The sequence below is a fragment of the Haloferax sp. DFSO52 genome (assembly GCF_048158745.1).
Taxonomy (GTDB): Archaea; Halobacteriota; Halobacteria; order Halobacteriales; family Haloferacaceae; genus Haloferax.
This window is the reverse complement of record NZ_JBLOPB010000001.1, coordinates 1295531-1316737: the sequence shown is the minus strand read 5'-3', so window position 1 is coordinate 1316737 and position 21207 is coordinate 1295531. Positions and strand designations below refer to the sequence as shown.

General features: G+C 60.1%; 21 protein-coding genes and 2 tRNA genes. 15 read left to right on the top strand and 8 right to left on the bottom strand.

The features are described from left to right. Positions 1 to 59: 59 nt before the first annotated feature. Complete coding sequence (locus ACK3SC_RS06845; protein ID WP_416839361.1) at positions 60 to 1199, bottom strand: S8 family peptidase; 1140 nt, start codon at positions 1197 to 1199, stop codon at positions 60 to 62. 182 nt (positions 1200 to 1381) lie between these two features. On the opposite strand from ACK3SC_RS06845, the gene ACK3SC_RS06840 reads away from it, so the two are divergent. The 3 genes from ACK3SC_RS06840 to ACK3SC_RS06830 all read left to right on the top strand — a co-directional run bounded on the left by ACK3SC_RS06840 (position 1382) and on the right by ACK3SC_RS06830 (position 3118). Next, complete coding sequence (locus tag ACK3SC_RS06840) at positions 1382 to 2128, top strand: DUF2797 domain-containing protein (protein ID WP_416839360.1); 747 nt, start codon at positions 1382 to 1384, stop codon at positions 2126 to 2128. 111 nt (positions 2129 to 2239) lie between these two features. After that, positions 2240 to 2620, top strand: a complete 381-nt coding sequence (locus ACK3SC_RS06835) for a cupin domain-containing protein (protein WP_416839359.1) — start codon at positions 2240 to 2242, stop codon at positions 2618 to 2620. Between the two features lie 84 nt (positions 2621 to 2704). Further along, entirely contained in the window at positions 2705 to 3118 is a 414-nt protein-coding gene (locus tag ACK3SC_RS06830) for a hypothetical protein (protein ID WP_416839358.1), read from the top strand. 27 nt (positions 3119 to 3145) lie between these two features. Here the strand turns inward: ACK3SC_RS06830 and ACK3SC_RS06825 are convergent, their stop codons facing one another. Both ACK3SC_RS06825 and ACK3SC_RS06820 read right to left on the bottom strand, forming a co-directional pair. Beyond that, a complete protein-coding gene (locus tag ACK3SC_RS06825) occupies positions 3146 to 4246 on the bottom strand; it encodes a glycosyltransferase (RefSeq protein WP_416839357.1) in 1101 nt (366 codons plus the stop codon). 93 nt (positions 4247 to 4339) lie between these two features. Continuing rightward, positions 4340 to 5401, bottom strand: a complete 1062-nt coding sequence (locus ACK3SC_RS06820; protein WP_416839356.1) for a glycosyltransferase family 4 protein — start codon at positions 5399 to 5401, stop codon at positions 4340 to 4342. A 153-nt stretch (positions 5402 to 5554) separates the two neighbouring features. Here ACK3SC_RS06820 and ACK3SC_RS06815 point away from each other — a divergent pair, with 153 nt between their 5' ends. The 3 genes from ACK3SC_RS06815 (at position 5555) to ACK3SC_RS06805 (ending at position 7076) form a co-directional block, all read left to right on the top strand. Next, on the top strand, positions 5555 to 5830 hold the full coding sequence (locus ACK3SC_RS06815; protein ID WP_416839355.1) for a ribonuclease P protein component 4: 276 nt from the start codon (positions 5555 to 5557) through the stop codon (positions 5828 to 5830). A gap of 92 nt (positions 5831 to 5922) precedes the next feature. After that, positions 5923 to 6171, top strand: a complete 249-nt coding sequence (locus ACK3SC_RS06810) for a YhbY family RNA-binding protein (protein WP_416839354.1) — start codon at positions 5923 to 5925, stop codon at positions 6169 to 6171. Positions 6172 to 6173: 2 nt separating this feature from the next. Next, positions 6174 to 7076, top strand: coding sequence for a mechanosensitive ion channel family protein (locus tag ACK3SC_RS06805; protein WP_416839353.1), 903 nt, complete (start codon positions 6174 to 6176; stop codon positions 7074 to 7076). A 74-nt stretch (positions 7077 to 7150) separates the two neighbouring features. Here ACK3SC_RS06805 and ACK3SC_RS06800 read toward each other — a convergent pair whose 3' ends face one another. After that, the gene (locus tag ACK3SC_RS06800; RefSeq protein WP_416839352.1) at positions 7151 to 7963 is read right to left on the bottom strand and encodes an HD domain-containing protein; all 813 of its coding nucleotides are present in this window, start codon (positions 7961 to 7963) and stop codon (positions 7151 to 7153) included. A gap of 69 nt (positions 7964 to 8032) precedes the next feature. Beyond that, positions 8033 to 8536, bottom strand: coding sequence for a redoxin domain-containing protein (locus ACK3SC_RS06795; protein WP_416839351.1), 504 nt, complete (start codon positions 8534 to 8536; stop codon positions 8033 to 8035). 259 nt (positions 8537 to 8795) lie between these two features. On the opposite strand from ACK3SC_RS06795, the gene tatA reads away from it, so the two are divergent. Both tatA and ACK3SC_RS06785 read left to right on the top strand, forming a co-directional pair. Next, complete coding sequence (tatA, locus tag ACK3SC_RS06790) at positions 8796 to 9041, top strand: twin-arginine translocase TatA/TatE family subunit (RefSeq protein WP_416839350.1); 246 nt, start codon at positions 8796 to 8798, stop codon at positions 9039 to 9041. Positions 9042 to 9123: 82 nt separating this feature from the next. Continuing rightward, positions 9124 to 9196: transfer RNA gene (locus ACK3SC_RS06785), tRNA-Arg, on the top strand. 295 nt (positions 9197 to 9491) lie between these two features. On the opposite strand, the gene ACK3SC_RS06780 is transcribed toward ACK3SC_RS06785, so the two are convergent. Next, on the bottom strand, positions 9492 to 10022 hold the full coding sequence (locus ACK3SC_RS06780; protein ID WP_416839349.1) for a hypothetical protein: 531 nt from the start codon (positions 10020 to 10022) through the stop codon (positions 9492 to 9494). 293 nt (positions 10023 to 10315) lie between these two features. Here ACK3SC_RS06780 and ACK3SC_RS06775 point away from each other — a divergent pair, with 293 nt between their 5' ends. The 7 genes from ACK3SC_RS06775 to ACK3SC_RS06745 are packed head-to-tail and all read left to right on the top strand — an operon-like array spanning position 10316 to position 18877. After that, positions 10316 to 13573 carry a type II/IV secretion system ATPase subunit gene (locus tag ACK3SC_RS06775; protein WP_416839348.1) on the top strand — a complete coding sequence of 1086 codons (3258 nt, stop codon included), beginning with the start codon at positions 10316 to 10318 and terminating at the stop codon, positions 13571 to 13573. Next, the gene (locus tag ACK3SC_RS06770; RefSeq protein ID WP_416839347.1) at positions 13574 to 15616 is read left to right on the top strand and encodes a type II secretion system F family protein; all 2043 of its coding nucleotides are present in this window, start codon (positions 13574 to 13576) and stop codon (positions 15614 to 15616) included. Then, positions 15616 to 16113 (top strand): hypothetical protein, encoded by a 498-nt coding sequence (locus ACK3SC_RS06765; RefSeq protein WP_416839346.1) that lies wholly within the window; start codon positions 15616 to 15618, stop codon positions 16111 to 16113. Before ACK3SC_RS06770 ends, ACK3SC_RS06765 begins: the two co-directional genes overlap by 1 nt. Further along, positions 16107 to 16706 carry a hypothetical protein gene (locus tag ACK3SC_RS06760; RefSeq protein ID WP_416839954.1) on the top strand — a complete coding sequence of 200 codons (600 nt, stop codon included), beginning with the start codon at positions 16107 to 16109 and terminating at the stop codon, positions 16704 to 16706. The genes ACK3SC_RS06765 and ACK3SC_RS06760 overlap by 7 nt, the downstream gene beginning before the upstream one ends. Next, positions 16694 to 17668: a hypothetical protein gene (locus ACK3SC_RS06755; RefSeq protein ID WP_416839345.1), complete on the top strand. Its 975-nt coding sequence runs from the start codon at positions 16694 to 16696 to the stop codon at positions 17666 to 17668. The genes ACK3SC_RS06760 and ACK3SC_RS06755 overlap by 13 nt, the downstream gene beginning before the upstream one ends. Then, on the top strand, positions 17668 to 18126 hold the full coding sequence (locus tag ACK3SC_RS06750; RefSeq protein ID WP_416839344.1) for a hypothetical protein: 459 nt from the start codon (positions 17668 to 17670) through the stop codon (positions 18124 to 18126). Before ACK3SC_RS06755 ends, ACK3SC_RS06750 begins: the two co-directional genes overlap by 1 nt. Next, on the top strand, positions 18119 to 18877 hold the full coding sequence (locus tag ACK3SC_RS06745; protein ID WP_416839343.1) for a hypothetical protein: 759 nt from the start codon (positions 18119 to 18121) through the stop codon (positions 18875 to 18877). Before ACK3SC_RS06750 ends, ACK3SC_RS06745 begins: the two co-directional genes overlap by 8 nt. Before the next feature lie 5 nt (positions 18878 to 18882). On the opposite strand, the gene ACK3SC_RS06740 is transcribed toward ACK3SC_RS06745, so the two are convergent. Then, the gene (locus ACK3SC_RS06740; RefSeq protein ID WP_416839342.1) at positions 18883 to 20406 is read right to left on the bottom strand and encodes a hypothetical protein; all 1524 of its coding nucleotides are present in this window, start codon (positions 20404 to 20406) and stop codon (positions 18883 to 18885) included. A 679-nt stretch (positions 20407 to 21085) separates the two neighbouring features. After that, positions 21086 to 21157: transfer RNA gene (locus tag ACK3SC_RS06735), tRNA-Ala, on the bottom strand. Between the last annotated feature and the right edge of the window lie 50 nt (positions 21158 to 21207).

The window sequence follows — 21207 nt, the reverse complement described above, 5'->3', positions numbered from 1 at the left end:
CGTTCGCCTGTGTGGGCAACGAAAAAGAAACTACAGGTCGCCACCGAGACCCGGAGGAGTCAGTTGTCGCTCGAATCGTAGCCGAGGGCGGCGGCCGTGTCGAGTAGTCCGCTGCCCTGTTCGTTCGATGCGAGTCCGATATCTTCAGCCGTGCTCTTGAGCCGCGAACGGGCTTCGGTGTTGGTGTAGCCGTTGGCCATCAACTGGCCGGCGGCACCGGCGACGTGGGGCGTCGCCATCGACGTGCCCGAGAAGGTGTCGTAGCCGCCGGGGACCGTGGAGTAGATGTCCGTCCCGGGCGCGATGATTTCGACTTCGGGCCCCGTCGAGGAGAACCCTGACAGCGAGTCGTCGCTCGCCGAGGAAGCCACCGCCATGCACTCGCTGTACGCGGCGGGGTAGCCCACACAATCCGTACACGGTCCGGAGTTACCCGCCGCGGCGACGAGGAAGACGCCGGCGTTGTCGGCGTACGCACAGGCGTCCTTCACCGTCTGGGACCCCGAGGATGCCCCGAGGCTCATGGACCCCACGTCCCAGCCCTGGTCGGCGGTGTACTCGAGTCCGGCGGCGATGTCGGAGAAACTCCCCGATCCGCGCTTGTCGAGGACTTTCACCGCGTGCAGCGTCGCCTCGGTCGAGACACCTTTGACGCCCTGACTGTTGTCGTCGGCGTTGGCGATGCCCGCGCAGTGGGTGCCGTGGTCGTTGTCGTCGTCCCACGATTCCGCGTACGGCCCCCTCGACTTGACGAACGCCTTGCCCGCGCCGAGGTTCGCCTGCAGGTCAGGGTGGTCTGAGTCGATTCCAGTGTCGAGGATAGCGATGTCGGCTCCTGCGCCGGTGTCACCGCTCGCGTGGGCGACTTCCGAGTCCGTGCGGTCGATGCCCCAGGGGAGTTGCTGGGCGAGCGCGTGCATCGTTCCGTTCACCTCTACGTAGCGCACGTCGGAACGCTTGCGCAGTCCCGAAATCGCGTTCTCGTTGACCCGAACAGTCACCGCGTCGAAGTTGAACTCTCGGACGACCTCGCTCGCCTCGGCCACCGCCGCGCGCTTCCCGCTGGCGTCGCTATAGCCGACGTTGACCTCGATAGTTCCCGGCGCTCCTGACGCCATTCCCGCGAGACCGGTCGTCGCGACGGCCGCGCCGGCCGCCTTCAGTACATCACGTCGTGTCGTTCCGCCACGGTATACCATGACGAACGTGAGAGTGTGACATGTTGACATAATTCTGGTGGCCGAATGTTTAAATCAAGAACAAAATCTACTGCTAGTAGATACTATCAATCGTCGAACTAAACGCAGACTGCGTCGCGCGACTCGTCGCGCCATTGGCCGAGAGCGAGGACTCTTTCTACCACCGATTCGTACCCTGATTCGTGCAGGTCGTCGGCTACGATACTGGGACACCCGCCCTCTACGTTTCGACGAGCGACGGCCTCGATTCGGTCGAACTCGGACCCGGAACCGAACTCGACTATCGCCTCGAAAACCGGCACTGCGCCGGAACCATACACGACGGGACGCACATCTCGTGTGCGAACGACCGTGCACCCTACTGCGACGACCACCAGAGTACGTGGGTCTGTGCGAAGTGTACGGGCACGTGCCTGAAAGACGAGATGGACTGCTACGAAGACCACGCCGTCTACCTCGCGGCGTTCGCCCCCGACACGTTCAAAGTCGGTGTCACCCGTCTCTGGCGACTCGACACCCGACTCCGTGAGCAGGGTGCTGACAGGGCCGCGCACATTCGGACGTTCTCCGACGGCCGCGTCGCCCGCGAGTACGAGGCACAGCTCGCGACCCAACTCACCGACCGCGTGCGAGTGCCGACGAAAGTGTCCGGGTTCGGCCGCGACGTGGACATCGACGCGTGGAACGCCCTCCTCTCGGAGTTCGACCCAATCGACACGTTCGAATTCGACTACGGGCTTGACTTGAGGGAGAGTCCAGTCGCAGAGACCATCGCCACAGGAACGGTCCGCGGGGTGAAAGGCCGCGTGCTCGTCGTCGACCACCTCGGCACCACCTACGCCGTCGATATGCGGTCGCTCGTCGGCTACGAACTGGCAGATGGCGGGACCGACCGGGATTTGCAGTCGAGTCTGGGTGCGTTTTCGTAGCGCTGCGTCTCAGGACTATCGTACTTTGTCCATCGCAGAGAGTAGTTGCCGTACCCTGCTGAGCGGCGTTGCTATCTCGGTCCCGAACCTCTCTCTGCTGGAGCAACCGAGATGGAGGAACTAACAGTCGCCGCACGACCCGAATTGGACGACTCCGACGAGCATGCCGATGTTTCACGGCACGTGCTCTTCGAAACCGAGGAGACCATCATGGTTCAGTCGCAGGTCGCTGGAGGAGTCACAACTGGGTGGCATCACAACGGTGACCGCCACGTCTTTGGACATGTCGTACAGGGACGCGCAACGCTGGAGTACGGACCAGCAGGTGACGAGTCAGTCGAACTCGCTGTGGGCGACTCCATCTACGTTCCGCCGCACACAATTCGCCGGGTGGTGAATCCCCACAGCGAGAATTGGGTAATCGTCATCTGTTTCGTCGGCACCGGACCGCCTGCTGTCTCCGTCGATGGCCCACAGACAGATGCTCCGTAGTCAGTGTTCTGTTGAGGGAATTGGGTTCTTTGCTGGCATTTCGGGACCGTCAGCACTTTCCGGGTGGACGGCTAACCGGCGACCATGGCTGACGACGAACCCGCAGACGAGACGCAGGCACCCGACGAATCTGAATCCGGCGACGACGAAGAGAAGTCGTTCCGCGAGCGCGTCGAAGAGATTCGCAAGCGCCGCGAAGAAGAGCGAGAAAACGGCGAACGACCGTCCCCAGAAGAGATGATGGGTGGCGGTCCCGGCGGCATGGGTGGCGGCCCGGGCGGCATGGGTGGCGGCAACCCCTTCGCACAGATGATGAGCGGGATGATGGGCGGCGGCCCCGGCGGTATGGGCGGCGGCCCGGGCGCTCAGCGCGAGGCAGAAGAGCGCGGCGACGACAACGAACGACTCGTCCGCGAAGTGCGACAACTCCGCGACGAAGTTCGTGACGTGAACCGCGAACTCCGCCGAATCGCCGACGCCCTCGAAAACCGCGACTAAGGCGGTTTCACAGTCGGTCTACTTCTGTTACCCGAGTCGCTCGTAGAGCGCCGCGAGTCTATCGACTGAGTGCTCGACGCTCACCTCGTCGCGTCGGGCCAGACAGCGGGTGCTGAGTTCGTCGCGTTCGGCGAGTGCGCGTTGGATTCCGCGTCGAAAACTGTCGATATCACCCGACTCGTAATGATAGCCGGTCTCGCCATCTTCGACAGTATCTTCGAGCGCACCGTCGTTCACGCCGACGACCGGGGTGCCGCAGGCGTTGGCCTCCAGAGCGACGAGGCCCTGTGTTTCGACCGGACTCGGGAACCCAAACACGTCGAGTGCGGAGTAGAACGCGGGGAGTTCCTCGCGGTCCAAGAAGCCGAGGAATCGGGCGTCTACGTCGAGGTCTGCGGCGAGTTGCGCTAACTCGTCTCGTGCGGGGCCGTCGCCACCGAACACCAGCGTCGCGTCGAGACCGACGGCAGCGCGCACGAGTTCGTCGAGTTCTTTTTCGTAGCCGTGTCGTCCCGTGTAGCCGACGAGTGGGCCGTCGCCGAGGTCGTAGCGCGCTCTGAACGCGTCGCCATCGGCCGGTGCGAACCGCTCGATATCGATTCCGTTCGAGAGGACGACGACGTGGGCGTCGACGCCGACTTCGTCGCGGAGGCGTCGCTTCGCGTCTTCGCTCGGGACGATGACCGCGTCGGCCCGGTCGAAGAACCATCGCTCGTACCGTTCGGCGGTTCGTTCGACGCCGCGTTCGATGACGTTCACCGAACTGAGATACTCCGCGTATTCGCCGGTCGGGGTGTGGTAGGTTGCGACGAACGGCAGGTCACGGCGACGGGCGAGGCGAAGTCCTGCCAATCCGAGGCCGAACGGGGTGTGCGCGTGGACGATGTCAGCATCGCCGACGGCGTCAGGGACACGAGGGACGCCGACGCGCATACCTTCGTAGAACGGGAACGGAAGGCTCCGAACGGGAAACTCCCCGGATTCTGGTGCGTAGTCGTTGTCTTTCGGATAGACGACGTCCATGCGGCCACCGCGACGGTGCCACCGCTCGCGCCACGTCTGAATCGTGTACGTGACGCCGTTGACGGTCGGCAGGTACGTGTCGGTGAAGGCGGTGACCGACTGCATGGCCCTTGCTGTGAGTCGAACCGGATAAACTGTTGTGACTTCTCGCTGCCATGGTATCGGTTCGCGAAGAGCCGTCCGGGGGTCCTCGTCGAATTACTCGCCCAGTCGTCCGGCGAGTGCGTCTTCGTATGTCTCGACGAGTCTGTCACCGACGCGGTCCAGACTGTGTTCGGCAGCGGTCTTCCGGGCGTTCTCGCCGAGGCGCTGGCGGAGGTCAGGGTCGGTTTCGAGCAGGTTCAGCGCGCGGGCGAACTCCTCGTCGGTTTCGCACTTCAGACAGTCGTAGCCGTGGGTGTAGAACTCCTCGAAGACGGGGATGTCGCGGAGAACGACCGCTTTGCCGCAGGCCATCGCTTCGAGGACGGCGATACCCTGATTCTCGTTCTTGGTGGGGAACAGGTAGACGTCGCCCGCGCCGAAGGCCCCGCGGATGTCGTCGATCCACCCGGTGAAGGTGACGTTCTCGGGTGCGTTTTCGAGCCAGTATTTCACTTTTTTCGACGCTTGCGGGCCCGTGTCGTACGGCCCGAACCACGCGAAGTCGTAGTCGGTCTGTTTGGCGACGTTGCAGAACGTCGTCAGTCCCTTTCGCTCGAAGACGTTGCCGACGAGGAACACCGTCATGCCGTCGAGGTCGTACTTCTCGCGATACTCGTCGCGGAAGTCTTCGAACCCCTCCAGCGACGCGGCATCGACACCGTTCGAAATCGGTCGAATCGGTGCGTCGACGGGGTAGGATTCGAGGACGCTCTTGGTGTATTCGGAGGGACAGAGCACGACGTCGGCCTGCGAGTAGAACCACTTGAGGTACTTCCCGAGAGCGGGTGCAACCGCGTTAGAGCCGCGGAAACTCTCTGCGAAGTCCTCACGAGTGACGTGTGAGTGGAGGACGAGCGGGATGTCGTTTCGTTTGGCGTGTCTGGCGACGGCGACCGACCCGGGGCCGATGAGATTGCAGTGGGCGACGTCGTAGTCGCGGAAGACACAGTTACCTCGAAGGAGTTCGCTCGCACCCGACGCGACAGAGTCCGGCCACGGAGAGGTCACGACATCGACGTCCGTCGTCGCGAGCGCCGCTCGCTGCTGGTCGGTCGAAGTGCCGATACCGCTCCGTTCGAGTTGCGTGGCGAACTCGAGGTAGTTCAAAACGCGCACGTCCCTCGTTTCTTGCGGGTGGGATTTGACGCTACCGGCTTTCGAGTTGTGTGGTTCACTGGTGTTGCGTCGTGCAGTTCGCTTGCTGTTGTGTCGTGCAGTTCGCTTCGACAGTTCGGAACGCCTATGACTCGCCCACTCTCCTCACGTATCATGAGCATCGCGGAGGAGCGAATCGACCGACTCCACCAACTGGCCCACGATGCGGCCGCTGACCGGGACCACGAACTCGCTCGCGAGTACGTCCGTCTCGCCCGTCGTGTCGCAGAGCGAAACCGCTGCGGCCTGCCGAAGACGTTCCGCCGGTTCACCTGTGACGACTGCGATGCGTACCTCATTCCGGGCAACAACGCCCGTGTTCGCACACAGGCTGGCGGCCACGTCGTCGTCAGATGCGACTGCGGTGCGACCAAGCGATACCCCTACTAACGGCGAATACCGCCGGAGAACGTGTGAGTGACCGACAAGCCGCCGGTAAACCCTTACGGTTGAAGTCCTTTCGCTCGTAGTAGAGTCCACGAATGAACACGCAGGACCTGCGAAAGGAAGCCCACGACCTCGACGTGACCGTCTGGGTCGGCAAAAGTGGTATCGAGGCAGTCGTCGGCGAACTGAACGACCAGCTTGCCGAGCGAAACCTCGTCAAAGCGAAATTCCTCCGTGCCGCGCTCGGCGGCACGACAATCGACGAGGCAGCAGCGGACCTCGCAGAGCGAGTGAACGCCGACCTGATAGAAACGCGAGGGAAAACAGCAGTCTTCCACAGATAAACATGTTCGCACTCCCACTCCAGTTACAGAGTGATGGCGGTGCTATCGGTCGAATCCTCGCGGAGCAGAGCATCCCGTACGCGGGGGTACTCGGAACGATTCTCGGATTTATCCTCGGATTTCTCGTCGTCTACATCGTTGGCAAAGCCGCTCTGTCGTCCATCGTGAGACGCGTCCTCGACCGGCGCGGGGCCAACGAACACGCGCAGAAACCGTTGATGAAGATCGTGTCGCTCGTCGTTGCGTTCGTCGCCCTCGGTGCAGGGTTCGCGCTCGCAGGACTCGGAAACATCCTGCAGTCGCTCGCGACCATCGGTGCGGCGGCGACGCTCGCGATCGGCTTTGCGATGCAAGACGTCATCGCGAACTTCGTCGCGGGCATCTTCATCTTCACCGACAAGCCGTTCCGCATCAACGACTGGATCGAATGGGACGGTAACTCGGGTATCGTCGAAGACATCTCCTTCCGCGTGACGCGTGTCCGGACGTTCGACAACGAACTGCTCACCGTGCCGAACTCGCAACTCACCGACGGCGTCATCAAAAACCCCGTCGCGAAGGACAAACTTCGTCTGCAGGTGCCGTTCGGTATCGGCTACGACGACGACATCGAACTGGCGACAGATATCATCCTCGAAGAAGCCGAAGAGCACGACGGCATCATGGACGACCCCGCCCCGTCGGTTCGGTTGACCGAACTGGGCGACTCGTCGGTCACGCTCAAGTCGCGCATCTGGATTGCGAACCCCAGTCGCGCCGACTTCGTCAAGACGCGTGGCGAATACGTGACCGCAGTGAAACGCCGGTTCGACGAGGAGGGCATCGACATCCCCTACCCGAACCGGACGCTCAGTGGCGAACTGTCCATCGGCGGGATGGACCGACTCGTCCGGACGAACGACTGACTGCGACTCCGCAGACGTCGCGGTTTTTTCGGCGCTTTTCGACTCGTGACGAGTAGCGTTCGATACGCGGGTTTTTAGAGTTCGATACGCTCGACGAGCTGGTCTTCCGAGCGCGTGTTGACGGCGACGATTCTGACGTGGTCTTCGAGGCCAGAGCCGTCGAGTTTCGCCTTCAGCAGGTTGTCGACCTGATAGACACCTGCTGCGTTGACCATCTCTATTTCGACGAGAACCGCTTTGTCGTCGCCTTCTTTCAGCGTCACCTGACTGATAGCCCGACTGGAGAGCGTGTTGATGCCACGTCCGCCTTTCTCGTAGGGGATGCGTGAGCGGCCACGTTCCATGTCGAGCGCGTCGGCGACGCGGATGACGCCCGCTTCGAGTGTGAGCGGGTCTTCCTCGCGGTGGTGGGTGAGAATGGCGTGGAGGACTTCCGCCTTCATTCGGACGGTGTCTGTGATATCGTAGAACTGGGGGAGGAACCGGTCGAGAACGTCTGAAGCGAGCGGGATAGAGTAGTAGGCGTGGTTGTCGCGGTGGACGATGTGGCCGATGTCGTGTAACTGTGCCGCGAGTGCGACGATGACCGCCTCGTCCGCTTCCTCGAGTCCTTCCTCTGCCGCACCGTTGAACTCGATGCCGCCACGTTTGAGCAGGTCGTAGACGCGGAGGGCGCGGTTGCGGACGATTTCGATGTGCTTCGGACCGTGGTCGTTGTAGCCTTTCCGCGTGACTGCGTTGACGTTCTGGGCTTCGAGGAGAGCCGTTATCTCCTCGTCTTCGAGGAGGACAGGGAGTATCTCGTTGAGTTTCTCGTCGGGGAAGGCGTGGTCTGCGTCGGGGTCGTAGACTCGCCCACCGTTGAGACTGTCGTCAGAATCTGCCATGGCTCAACTGGTCGTTCCAATGAGAAAAAAGGTCTGGGCCGTACTGCGGTCCGGCCGAAGCCGACCTCGTTAGACTGCTTCAGAGGGTTCTTCGAGCGCCTTCGAGGCAGCCTTCTCGACTGCGTCGTAGTCAGGCTCGACGCCGGGGTCGTCGCTGACCCACTTGTAGGAGACGGTGCCGTCGGCGTCGACGACGAAGACAGAGCGCTTGGCGACGCTGTAGACGCCGAGGTCTGCGAAGTCCATCTCGACGTCGTAGGCGTCGATGAGGTTGCGGTTCGTGTCGCTGATGAGGTCGAAGTTGAGGCCGTTCTGTTCAGCGAACTCGGAGAGCGTAAACGGCGTGTCGATGCTGATACCGTACACCGTCGCACCGACGTCTTCGAAGTTCGCTAACTGGTCGCGGAACGTGCACATCTCGGTGGTACAGGTTCCGGTGAAGGCGGCGGGGAAGAACGCGAGGACGATTGGCGCTTCGTCGAGTCGCTCAGAGAGCGTGAACGACTCGATGTCGCCGTCGATGTCCGTCTTCGGTGCAGTGAATTCTGGGGCAGTGTCTCCGACTGATACCATACCACCTTCATATTGTGGTCTGTACTTTAGTTCACGGGAATCGGAACGTCAGGCCTGGTGGCTCAGTCTCCGAAATCTCAACGAATCGACTCGAAAGCCGGTGCAATCACGTCGTGGATTCTGGGTATCGGACGATTCAACCCGTTTTAGGTGCTGAACGCACTGTTTTCGAATATCTATCCCGAGAGACTGTCGTCGGTTCGTGAATTCGCTGAAGGCAAAAAGCCTATAATTGCGACTGGGTTACGCAAAAATAGCGATGTTCGAGACTATTACCCCCCTGTTCCCGGGGCTCCCGGGCGGGCCGGAGCTGCTTATCGTCCTCCTCGTGCTCGTCCTGCTGTTCGGCGCGAACAAGATTCCGAAGCTCGCGCGGTCCACCGGGCAGGCCATGGGCGAGTTCAAGCGCGGACGTAGCGAAATCGAAGAAGAGCTTTCAGAGATGGAGACAGACGACGAGGAACTCGTCACCGAGACCTCCACGTCGGCAAAGGCGGATAACTAATCGCAGCTTCACATTCTGAGTACTCTCGGCCCGCTGGGGTCGAACCACGCGATTTTTGACACGTCCCAGAGAGTTCTCGGTAGGGCGTGTGGCCTAGTGGACAGGGCGAGAGGTTCCTAACCTCTCGATCGCGGGTTCGAATCCCGCCGCGCCCGTTCTGCGACGAACGTATGTGAGGAGCGAACGGGCTCCGGGATTCGAATCCTGCAAGTCGCAGCGCCGAGCGAAGCGAGGCGACCGTCTTGCTCCGGTTCGAATCCCGCCGCGCCCGCTTCTCTCACTTTCGTTCGTTCAGCGCCCGCGGCGTACTCCCACTCGCTCTGCTCGTTGGAGTCCCGTCACGCCCGCTCAGTCACGTTGTTCCTTCGCGGGTGTTCTTGCGTGCCACTCACTCTGTTCTCGACACCCCCGCACTCTCCTAAAAATAATCTGTCCGCCTGAATCGTTCAGTTAGCCGTTGCGCCAGTGGTAGACGATTGCGCCGACGCCGACCGTGTTGACGATGAAGTTCGTGAGGCCGCCGATGATAGGAAGCGCCGCGAGGACGGTTGCAACGAGCGCGCCGGCAGCGAGATGCCCCCAGCGAGACGTTTCGACGTTTGCGGCTTCGAGGAGTCGCTCACCGACGTAGATGAAGACGGTGGCCCCGCCGACGAGCGAGACGAGTATCATCAGGAAGATGAGCGGGACCGCGATGATGATGCCGATCAGTGTGATGATGAGGATGATTATCGCGATGATGAACACGATGAAAATCCCGAGACCCCAGAGGAACGAGGGGATGGGTTCGTCTTCGATGGTGTCGATTACCTTCTCGGTGAAGTCCGGCACGATAGCAATCAGCAGCGCACCGACGATGAGCGTCCCGACGAACGTTACGGCCGCGGATATCGTCGAGCCCAGGAAACGAGCAAATACACTGGGGTCTGGATTCTGCGTTATCGGTCCCTGCTGCAGAATGAGGTGTGTGAGTAGTTCCATACTGTGATGTGTTTTTGGAGGAACATATACGTTGACATCATTCTCGGATCGAGTGGACGAATCCGTTCTACACGCTCAGTAGGAGAGACAGTTCTGTCAAGAGTACGAGTAAGTCGTTCCACCAGCAATCCCGTGCCGAGGTAGTGAGATTAACCACCAATTTAGCGGGAACCCAAATCGATGCGAAACGTGCCCTACTTATAAACACATATAAAAACAGCGTTTAAACGGCATCTATAGTGTAAAAAGTCTGGGAAAAAGACTTTTCCAGTAACCCGAATATCCGGATGACAATGGCAAGGAAAGACGCCGACGGATCCGGGCCAAAGGCGATAGAGGGTGACTCGGAGTCGCCGGTGGAGGGCGACGTCGCCCCGGACCAGGCGTCAAACGCCCGCAGAGGCGAGTATTCGTGGGCTGACTTCCTCGACGAATTTGGGGAAGACGGCGATGTCGAGGCCCTCTATGGCTTCGACCCGCGGACCCGCACCGAAACGCCGGGTAGTTCTCGATGGGGCAAAGACAAAGAACAGGAGGTACCGACGCCCGACCGAACGGACTGGGAGAGCGTCTCGCTCGACCCCGAGACGTATCTCGACTTCCATCCCGTCGATGTCGCGGAGTTTGTCGGGAAGCGTGGCGCACACGCGACAGATATCAACGAACAGTTCGAAGCGTTCTGTGACCCCGACACGACACCCGTCGTCAAAGACGAGTGGATGTGGGAGCACTACAAACGCGAATATTACTACGAAAACGATGGCTCTCGCCCCCGAGATTCGAGCGGGGACATCGACCGATTCGATGCCGAAGACGCACTCGGATTCGACCCTGACCACATCGAGAACGTCATCGCACACGCCGGTCAGCGTGCCGAGGAACTCGACGACGTCGTCGAGACACGGACCGTCGATGTCAACGAAGATTTCGACGAAGACGAGTTCTTCTCGCGTGCCGACGGGACGACGACGCTCGCCAACCGCTACGACCTCGAAAAAGCGGTCCCGATGGAGAAGAAGACGCACTTCCGAGAGGTCGAACGCTACTGGGTGAACAAACCCTACGCCTTCGTCATCATCTTCCACTCCGTCAAGGAAAACGAGAAAAAGTACTACGTCGTCGAACCGTATCTGAACCGCATCGAAGACGACCTGACGGAGTTCCTGACGAGCAAACTCCGAACCGCAATCAAATACAGCGAAGAGAGCGTCGTTCGTGCCGGAGTGGACAACCGTGGACAGGTCATCGAAGCACAGACGTACGACCTCCTGTCGCGGTACGACCTCTACGATGACCCTGTTCCGGAGACGCTCGAGGTCGACGAAGCCCCCAGTTCGTCGGGCATCCTCGACCGCCTCGGACTCGGTGGGCTGTTCAGTGATGGCGACGACTCACCACCGAAGACAGCAACTGACGGCGGCAGTTCGCTCTTCGGTGGCATCAGTTCCCGACTCGGATTCGGGAGTGAGCCGGCGAGGGAACAGAACGACTCGCCAATCGGTGGCCTCGACGGAATCGCCGCCCGGCCTGAGTCTGCAGTCCTCGCTGACGACGACGCCGACCTGAACGCGTATCAGGTACAGAAGATACAGTACTACCTCCGTCGCGACTTCATCGGCTACGAGCGCATCGACGGCATCAAACACGACATCAACGTCGAGGACATCTCGTGTGACGGGTACAACTCGCCGGTGTTCGTCTACCACTCCGACTACGAACAGATAATCTCGAACATCTACCACGGCGAGGGTGAACTCGACGACTTCGTCGTGAAACTCGCACAGCGCTCGGGGAAAGGAATCTCCAAGCGGCGGCCACAGGTCGACGCGACACTCCCCGACGGGTCACGTGCACAACTCACGCTCGGCCGTGAGGTGTCCGACCACGGGACGAACTACACGATCCGTCAGTTCAAGGACGTTCCGTTCACCCCAATCGACCTCATCAACTGGTCGACGTTCTCGCTGGAGGAGATGGCGTTCCTGTGGCTCTGTATCGAGAACGACAAGAGCCTCATCTTCGCAGGCGGGACGGCATCCGGGAAGACGACCTCGCTGAACGCAGTCTCGCTGTTCATCCCGTCGAACACGAAAATCGTCTCCATCGAAGACACGCGTGAGGTCGAACTCCCACAGCGCAACTGGATTGCGTCGGTCACTCGCCCATCGTTCTCTGACGACGACAAGGGGGACGTCGACGAGTTCGACCTGCTGGAGGCCGCCCTCCGTCAGCGCCCAGACTACATCGTCATGGGTGAGATTCGTGGTGAAGAGGGTCGGACCCTCTTCCAGGTCATGTCGACGGGTCACACCACGTACACGACGTTCCACGCCGACTCCGTGGGCGAAGTCCTCAAACGGTTCACGACGGCACCCATCAACGTCTCGAAGACGATGTTCTCGGCGCTCGACCTCGTCTCTATCCAGACGTCGACGCGGGTCGACGGTAGCAAGGTTCGCCGGAACAAGTCGCTCACCGAAATCAACCACTACGACCCCGAAAACGACGAAATCAACGTTCAGGACGTCTATCAGTGGCAAGCAGAGACCGACGAGTTCCTCCAGATGGGGTCGTCGAACACGCTCGAAGAGATCAAGTTCGACCGCGGGTGGAACCACGAGACGCTCGAACACGAGATATTCCTTCGGCAGGTCGTCCTCGCGTACCTCATCGACCGCGGTCTCAACACGTACACGCAGGTCGCAGCGACGTTCCAGGCGTTCATCAACGACCAGGACACCATCATCGGCCTGATGGCGACCGACAAACTCGAACGGAGTCTCGAAGACCTCCGCGAGATGGAGTCTGTCCACATCGACATCGACCCCGAAAGTGAGGCGATGGTTCCACGTCCGGACCCGCCAGAGCACGTCAGAGAACTCGCGAAAGAGATTCTCCGACGGGCCGAGGAAGAACTGTTCCCCGACTACCGCGACAGCGACGTCGGCGAAGTCGCAGACGCACTGGGGCACATACAGCAAGAACCGGACGTCGAAGCGACGCCCGGCGAGAGAGAAGAACTCGACGCGCTCGAAGAGTCGTCCGAAGGTCCCGCCCTCGACGAGGGGACAGCGCGGTCTGAACTCGACTCCGGCGACGAGACGCCAGAGCTCGAAGGCGACGACGGTCCCTCGGAACTCGATGGGGACCAGGAGACGCCTGCACTCGAAGCGAGCAGTGACGACCCCAGCGAGGAGGAGTCCCGACGCGAGGCGGCCGAAGACCTGTGGGAGTCGTTGCTCGACGACGATATCGACGGCGAGCCTGACGACTTCGGCTTCGACGACGCGGGCGACCCGACGTTCCCGGACCCGAACGACGACGACATCGACCTGGAGGACTTCTTCGGCGCGTTCGGCATCGACGACTCGAGCGATTTCAGCGCCGACACGGCGTCCGCGTCCGAGGCTGATTCGGAAGAAGAAGAAGAAGAAGACGAAGACGACGACGTCGACGCCGAGTCGTGGGGCGGGTTCAAAGCGGCAGATACCGACACACCAGACGAGAAGAAGACGGAGTCACAGTCCGTCGAGAGCGACGAGGACGACTAGATGAGCAACATCGACGCTGAAAACACCGCGGGACTCGACCGAAGCACCGACACGCTCGGTGACGCGTTCTACCCGCTGTTTCAGATGCTCTTCGACGAAGACGGAGAGTTCGTCTCCGACGTCGAAGAGAAACTCGAACAGGCGCGGATGCCGCACACAGTCGAACTGTATCTCTCACGGGCGCTCGCCATCGGTGTCCTCGTCGGTCTCTCGCTTTGGATACTCGGGATGCTCGTCGGCTACGGCGTTTTCGCACTCGGCCTCGTCTCCTCAGAGGCGATCAGCCTCGGTATCCCCGTCTCGAGCGAATCGACCGCGGAACTACTTCGCTCACTCGTGATGCCGGCCGCGGTCACCGTCTCCGGCATCGTCTTCGGATCCATCGGATTCGGACTTGGATTCGGGACGCTCGTCGGGATTCCGTACTCGACGGCGTCGGCGCGAAAGCGCGAGATCAACATGCTGCTCTCGGACGCCATCTCGTTCATGTACGCCCTGTCCGTGGGAGGGCTCAACCAACTGGAGATTCTGGAAGCGATGGCCCGCGCCGACGACACGTACGGCGAAGTCTCCCGAGAGTTCCAGAGCATCGTCCAGGAGACCGAGTACTTCGGGACGGACTACCGCAACGCGATTCGCCAGCAGGCGCTTCTCACGCCGTCCGCCGAACTCTCGCAGTTCCTCACGGACATGCTCTCTATCGTCAACTCCGGCGGTGACATGGAAAGTTTCCTCAAAGACAAGAAGGACAAACACCTCCGGACGGCCAAACAGGAGCAAGAACAGACGCTGGATACGATGGAACTGTTCGGGGAGATGTACATGACGCTCTCGCTGTTCCCACTCTTGCTCATCATCATCCTCGTCATCATGAGTATGCTCGGGCAAGCACAGCAAGAACTCCTCTACGCCACGATTTATGGCCTCATCCCGCTGGTCGGTGTCGGTTTCCTCGTCCTCATCTCGACGGTGAAACAGGACGAAATCGGTGACGGGTTCCTCTTACCGAACGACCGGAGTGAGCGACTCGAAGGCCAGCAACAAGAGGGTCTCATCCACATGGGACTCATCGAGTCGTACGTCGGTGAGTACTCGTTGTTCTCGCGCATCAAAGACCGAGAAGGGACGTTCAAGACGCGAGAACTGCTGCGTGAACCGCACGTCTTTTTCAAACAACACCCATTGTACACCCTCGTCCTCTCCGTCCCCGCGGCGATTGTCCTCCTCACGGTTGCAGCGATTGGCGGGTCTGCACCAACGTCGTGGGACGGGATGATTGCCCAGCCGATTTGGGGAACGGTCATCTGGTTTTACATCCCAGTCTACCTCGTCACGGTTCCGCTGGCCGTCTTCCACGAGTGGAACGTCCACTCTCGGTCGGCGATAACGGGCAAACTGTCGGACAACCTCCGAAAGCTATCGAGTGCGAACGACACGGGGCAGACGCTCCTCGAATCGTTCCAGACCGTCGCGGACACGTCGTCGGGGAAGTTAGCCGACGAGTTCGAGATAATGTACGCGAAGGTCAACTATGGGATGAGCCTCAGAGAGGCGCTCGTCGAGTTCAACAACAAATACCACATTCCGCGCCTCGCACGAACGGTCAAACTCATCACGAAGGCACAGGAAGCGTCGAGTCAGATTACGGAAGTCCTGACGACCGCAGCACAGTCGTCCGAGAATCAAGACGACATCGAACGCGAACGAATCGCACGAACCCGAATGCAGGTCGCCATCATTCTCATGACCTACGTGACGCTCCTCGCCGTCATGGCGATCCTGAAGACGCAGTTCCTCGACGTGATGGCCGGACTCTCCTCACAGGCGTCGGGAAGCGGCGGTGGCGTCTCGGGTGGACCGAGTTTCGGTGGCGCGCTCGACCCGGACCTCATGTCGCTGTTGTTCTTCCACGGGGTTACCCTGCAGGCAGTGCTCTCTGGGTTCATCAGCGGATACATCCGTAACGCAGATCTCCTCGCGGGAGTCAAGTTCGTCGTCATCCTGCAGACGCTCGCACTCGGGACGTGGATGGTGGTTGGCTGATGAGTCGGCGTGGCCGTGCGAACTCCGACCGCCGCCGTGCACAGACCACCATCGACTACGCCGTCGGTGTCGGTATCTTCCTCTTGGCTATCGCGTGGGTAATCGGAACCGTCCCGCAAATCGTCCAACCGTTCGACGATGCACAGGACCAACCGCTCGTCGCCAACCGCGCAGCAGACCGACTGGCAAACGACGCGCTCTCAGCACCGACCGAACAAACCGCGCTCTCGACAGCGTGCGTCGAGGGGTTCTTCCAGAACAACTCACCGCCCGCTGACTGTGAGTATGGTACCGGACCCGTCGAAGACGCGATAGGGATCGGTGACGACTACCACGTGAACGTCACGCTTCTGAACGACGGCACAGTTGCAACTCTCTCAGACGGGTCAGCGGCGACGCGAGGCGACCCAGTTCCGTCGTCCGGACAGGTCGTCGCCGCTCGCCGGTCTGTCCTCTGGGATAACGAACTCCACCAACTACTGGTGAGGGTCTGGTGACGATGTCTCGTGGACAAGCCCACACGTTAGAGGCGTTCGTCGCGGCGACGGTTCTCCTGGCGAGCGTCACCTTCGCGTTGCAGGTGACTGCGGTGACGCCACTGACGGCGAGTACGTCGAGTCAGCACATCGAAAACCAGCAAGCGTCGGTCGCACAGGGACTGCTCGACGCTGCCGCAGAAAACGGGACGCTCAAACGGACGATTCTGCTGTCGAGCATCAGCCAGATAGAAGAGGATAATTACGTGGACGGTGGCCCACCGACGGCGTTCGGTCAGATGCTCAACGACACGTTTGGTGAGCGTGGCATCGCGTTCAACGTGGATATCTACACGGTGCAAGCCAACCAGGAGGGGAAGGCACTGAATCGATTCGGCCTCGTCCACATGGGTAAACCGAGTGACCACGCCGCGTCCGCCTCACGTCTGGTTACGCTCATGGACGACGATGTCCTCCACGAACCGAAGGGTCAGGTTGCAGTACCGACGAATACGACCCTCGATTCGGCGTCGTCGTTCTATCTCGAAGAGCGACACCAGGGCGACCCAGTATGGACCGTCCTGAAGGTGGAGGTGGTCGTATGGCGGATGTGAATCCCGTCTCACGACTCACCAGCGACGACCGTGGCCAGCTCTTCCTCGTCACGGCGCTGGCTATCGCCGTGATGCTCGTGAGTCTCGCGTTGATCCTCAACACGGCAATCTACACCGAAAACATCGCCACGCGGACGACAGACACGCAACTCGACGATGCGCTCAGTGGCCAACGTGCACTGGTCGAGGCCAGTGGACAGATACTGGACGCAGAAAACCGCAACGATGACAACGAGAGCGCAACCGAAATCGAATCTGAATTCAACTCGTCGCTCACCAACTGGAGTACGACAGCAGGCACGTTGGAGTCGGCAAATGGTTTCACGGTGCACGTTTCGTACACCGAAACGAGCACGACTGGAGTTCGAGTCCATCAGGACGACCCGGCGAGGAACTTCACTGACGCCTCAGGGGCTACCAATTGGGACCTCGCGAACAACGAAGAGGTTCGTGCAATTCGACTCAACGTCTCACAGAGTTCGCTTAATTCGACACGAAGCGATGCGTTCCGTCTCGTCATCGACGGCGACGACGACGTGACCGTCTTCGTGCACGCGAACGATAGCAATGTCGTGGTAACCGTCGAAGACGACTCAGGTGACGTCGTCGGATCCTGCGAGGTCGAGCCAACCCGCGGGGATTCGCTCGTCGTCGACGTGGGTGGCCGAACCGTCGGGACACGGTACTGCGCTCCGCTCGAAACGGTCCACAACGCGGTAGACGGCGAAGCAGATGTCCGGTTCGAGAACGGTGACGAAGCCGAGGGAACGTACGAACTGTACATGACCGACCGCAACACGTCACTCGCCGCGCTCCTCGGGCTCACCCACTACGAATCCGCCGACAGCAGTTCGTGGCCGGTCGCACAACCCGCACTCTACGACGCCAACGTGACGTACATCTTCTACTCCAGCGGAACGACCGTGAAAAAAGAGATACGAATCGCACCGGGTGAACTCTAATGTCGGAACGCGCAGTCTCCACGACGCTCGGGTTCGTCCTGACACTCTCGATTACCACGATTCTCATCTCCGGAATCATGGCCGGAGCGGGCGGCTACGTCGCCACCGAGCACGAGCGTGTAACCGAGACTGAACTCGAAGTCGTTGGACAGCGACTCGCCGCCAACCTCGAATCCGTAGACCGCATGGCGTCGTCGTCCGACGACGAAACGGTCGAGAGGGTCAGTACGCGTCTCGAACTACCAAACCGGGTCGCCGGTACGACCTACCGAATCAGTGTCGAATCCGGGTCGAACCAACTCGTCTTGCGCTCTGTCGACCCCGAGGTTACCGTGTCCGTCACAGTCGAAACAACTGCACAACTCGAAGACGGGTCGGTCGACGCCGGTGTCGTAATCGTCACGTCCGACGACTTCGACGGCGACGGCGACCACGAACTGGAGGTGACCAATGGTTGACCGACGTGCAGTGAGCGACACGCTTGGCTTCATCTTCGTGTTCTCGCTCGTCCTCTCGACGGTTGGCGTCGTCACGGCCGTCGGGATGGACGGTCTGGAGGACACTCGTGACGTTGAGCGACTCAACAACGCCGAACGCGCCTTCGACATCCTCGACGACAACATGGAAGACATCGCCGTTCGCGGTGCGCCGAGCAGAGCAACCGAGATCAAGTTAGCTGAATCAGCGCTCTCGTTCGGCACTCCTGTCACGATGACAGTCGAGTGGACACAAGGTGGGGTGGCGCAGAACGCCTCTGTGACGACGCGCCCACTCGTCTACACATCGGAGGTATCCGACGAACGACTCGTCTACGCGTTCGGAACTGTCTTCCGTGGAACCGACGACGCGATGACAATCGTTCGTCACCCAGCGTTCGTCTTGACGGACGAAGCTGTCGTCATCTCCACGATATCTACCCGACGCTCCTCGTCGAGTGCGAACGCAGTCGGCGGCTCGGGAACGTATCTCATTCGCTCCGAAATGACCGACTCGGGTCCAAAGTATCGTGGTATCGCAACCGAGAACAGTCCCTACACGGTCACGGTCAACGTCACGTCGCCACGGGCGGGCCTCTGGAAGTCCGAACTCGAGTCCTACGACGGCATGAGTTGCCCCGTCGCGAACGATACGATGGTCTCGTGTACAATCTCGGACGTCGACTCCATTCACGTCGTCGAAAAACAAGTCGACGTGTCGCTGATCGACTGACGCTGTCAGCGGAAGCGAACCTCGACGCGGTTCTCTGTGATGTGGAGGAACGTGATGTACCGGCCACCGTCTGCCTGCGTGTAATCGAGATTCCCGGCCGAAGCCTGTTCGTCCACACGCTCACTGCTTCCCGGGCCATCCGTCACAGTGAGTTTGAACTTCGGAGAGAGCAGCGACATATAGTGGTTCGTGACGTATTTGAGCGACGCGTTGTCATTCTCGGTAGCGTTGTAGGTTACATTACCGTCAGCGGTGTGCTGGGTGAAGGTGACCGAGTCGTTCGCGCTGTTGTCTTTGATTTCGGGACCGAAGTACCACTTGTTGTCGCTCCCAGTCGGCGTGATGTCACCGTAGGTCATGTTGGTAGAACTATGTGTGAAGTTGACCGTCATCGTCTCGGGGTCGTTCGAACAGTCAACCTGTACCGCCGAGTCTGACTCGGTTGGGTCGATGTTGGAGTTTTGCCACCCCTGATAGACGCCCGTCTGGTTGGAGTAGTAGATGCTGAGGTCGACTTTTCCATTGAAAGTCCCACCGCTACACTGACCGTCAGAGTAGATGTGGAACTCGAGGTCCTCCGACAGGCCGTCGTGATACATCGACCAGTGCATATTATTGAAGTCCTTACTGTCGGTGGACAGCGTCGTCAAATTCAACTCGTAATCACTGACGTTGTGGTCGGCGTCCATCCCTCTAACCTCGATGGACCCGCCCTCGTTCGGCATTCTGAACTCGCCGATGACGCCACCGATTGCCTCTAACTCGACACTGACCGACTCATTCGTGTGGTCAAGCGTCATATTACCTTCCGTCCGTTCTTCGAAGAACTGTGCCCACCCACGGTAGTGCGGGCTATAGATTGTGACTTCGACAGTACCGTTCTCGACCGGATTGATGTAGGTCTGGTTACTGCCCGTGTAATTTTTCGATGGCTTCGGATAGATTCGGTTGGCTTGCTGTTCTTCGAGAATATCGGCGGTTGGACTTCGCGCTGAGCCACCGTCACCAACCACCTGAATCACTGGCAGCGTGAGCGTCTTATCTCGGTAGTGGAACTCCGGTGGTGACACCATCGACGTGCCGTTGTCCTGCGTGCGCCAGACTCCGCCGCCTTCGTAGGCGATTACCACGTCACCCGTTCGGTATTCGACGCTCCCGAGCGTCTGGTTGTACAACTCCTGAGAAGACCCGTCCCCGTCGTAATCATTGTGTGTGATGACGATTCGAGTCGAATTTTCACGGACGAGGTACTCACCACTTCGAGAGCCGCTGAGTTCGACGACCTGTGACTGCGAGTCACCGAGTGCGGTGATTGCCACTTTCGAGTCGAACAGCGTCATCGAGTGTTCAGCACGGGCGGCATTCGACGCCTGTTTGGTGTCGTCGAGTGCTGCGCCGCCGAGAGTTACGATGGCTGTCGTACCGAGAACAGTTATTCCGAGGAGGAGTACGACTGCGAGTGGAGATGCTTGTCCCGAACGGTCACGGACGACGCGATACAACCACGGGACACGGGGGCGACCGCTCATTATGTACTCTCTCAACGCCCGGGACCAAAACCTCATTGGCTATCTGACCGTCAGGAATTCGGACTGGTTGTCGAGGCCGCACTCACCTGACGGGAACACTGCACTCACGAGTTGCGTACGAGGAGTCGTCTGGGCCTCGGCCCCTTCAAAGGGAGTATGGGGGTCCGTGCCCCCAGATACGAGGATATCGCCGACGACAAAGGCGCCTGGTGGAAACGTGCCTCTGACCGGTGGTGACGGACAAACTCACGCCGTCGGGTGCCAGACCCATGCTCGTTGGGACGTCCGTCACAACAATACCCCTCCAGTACTGTCCCGTTACAGGTACGTCGCTGTCCTCACGCCACGGGACGGGACGTTCGTCGATGTTCGTCGCAGTCTGTGACTGATTCTCTCATCGATCACCCCATTCTAGTGCTTCTCATGATACTGCATAGGTTGCAGTGCGTGATATGATGGGGTTGTTTAGTCGGTCAGTTACTGAGCGAGCGCATCCAGTCTCGGACAGTCATCAATTCAGTCACCACAGTGTTCGTTCGATGACCTCCTGACAGCGTCACTGCTCAATGGGTTGTTGTGACAGAAGTTGATGGACTCGCCGGGACTCCCGCGAGCGCAGTGAGAGGGAGTACGGCGAGTCCACGAACGACTGACGGAGCGTAGCGACGGAAGAAGTGAGTGGACTCGCCGGGATTTGAACCCGGGGCCTCTCCCATGCCAAGGGAGTGATCTACCCCTGATCTACGAGCCCGCAAACGCACTCGTTTGTTCCCCGGTCGAATAAATAAGGGCTTCGAATCG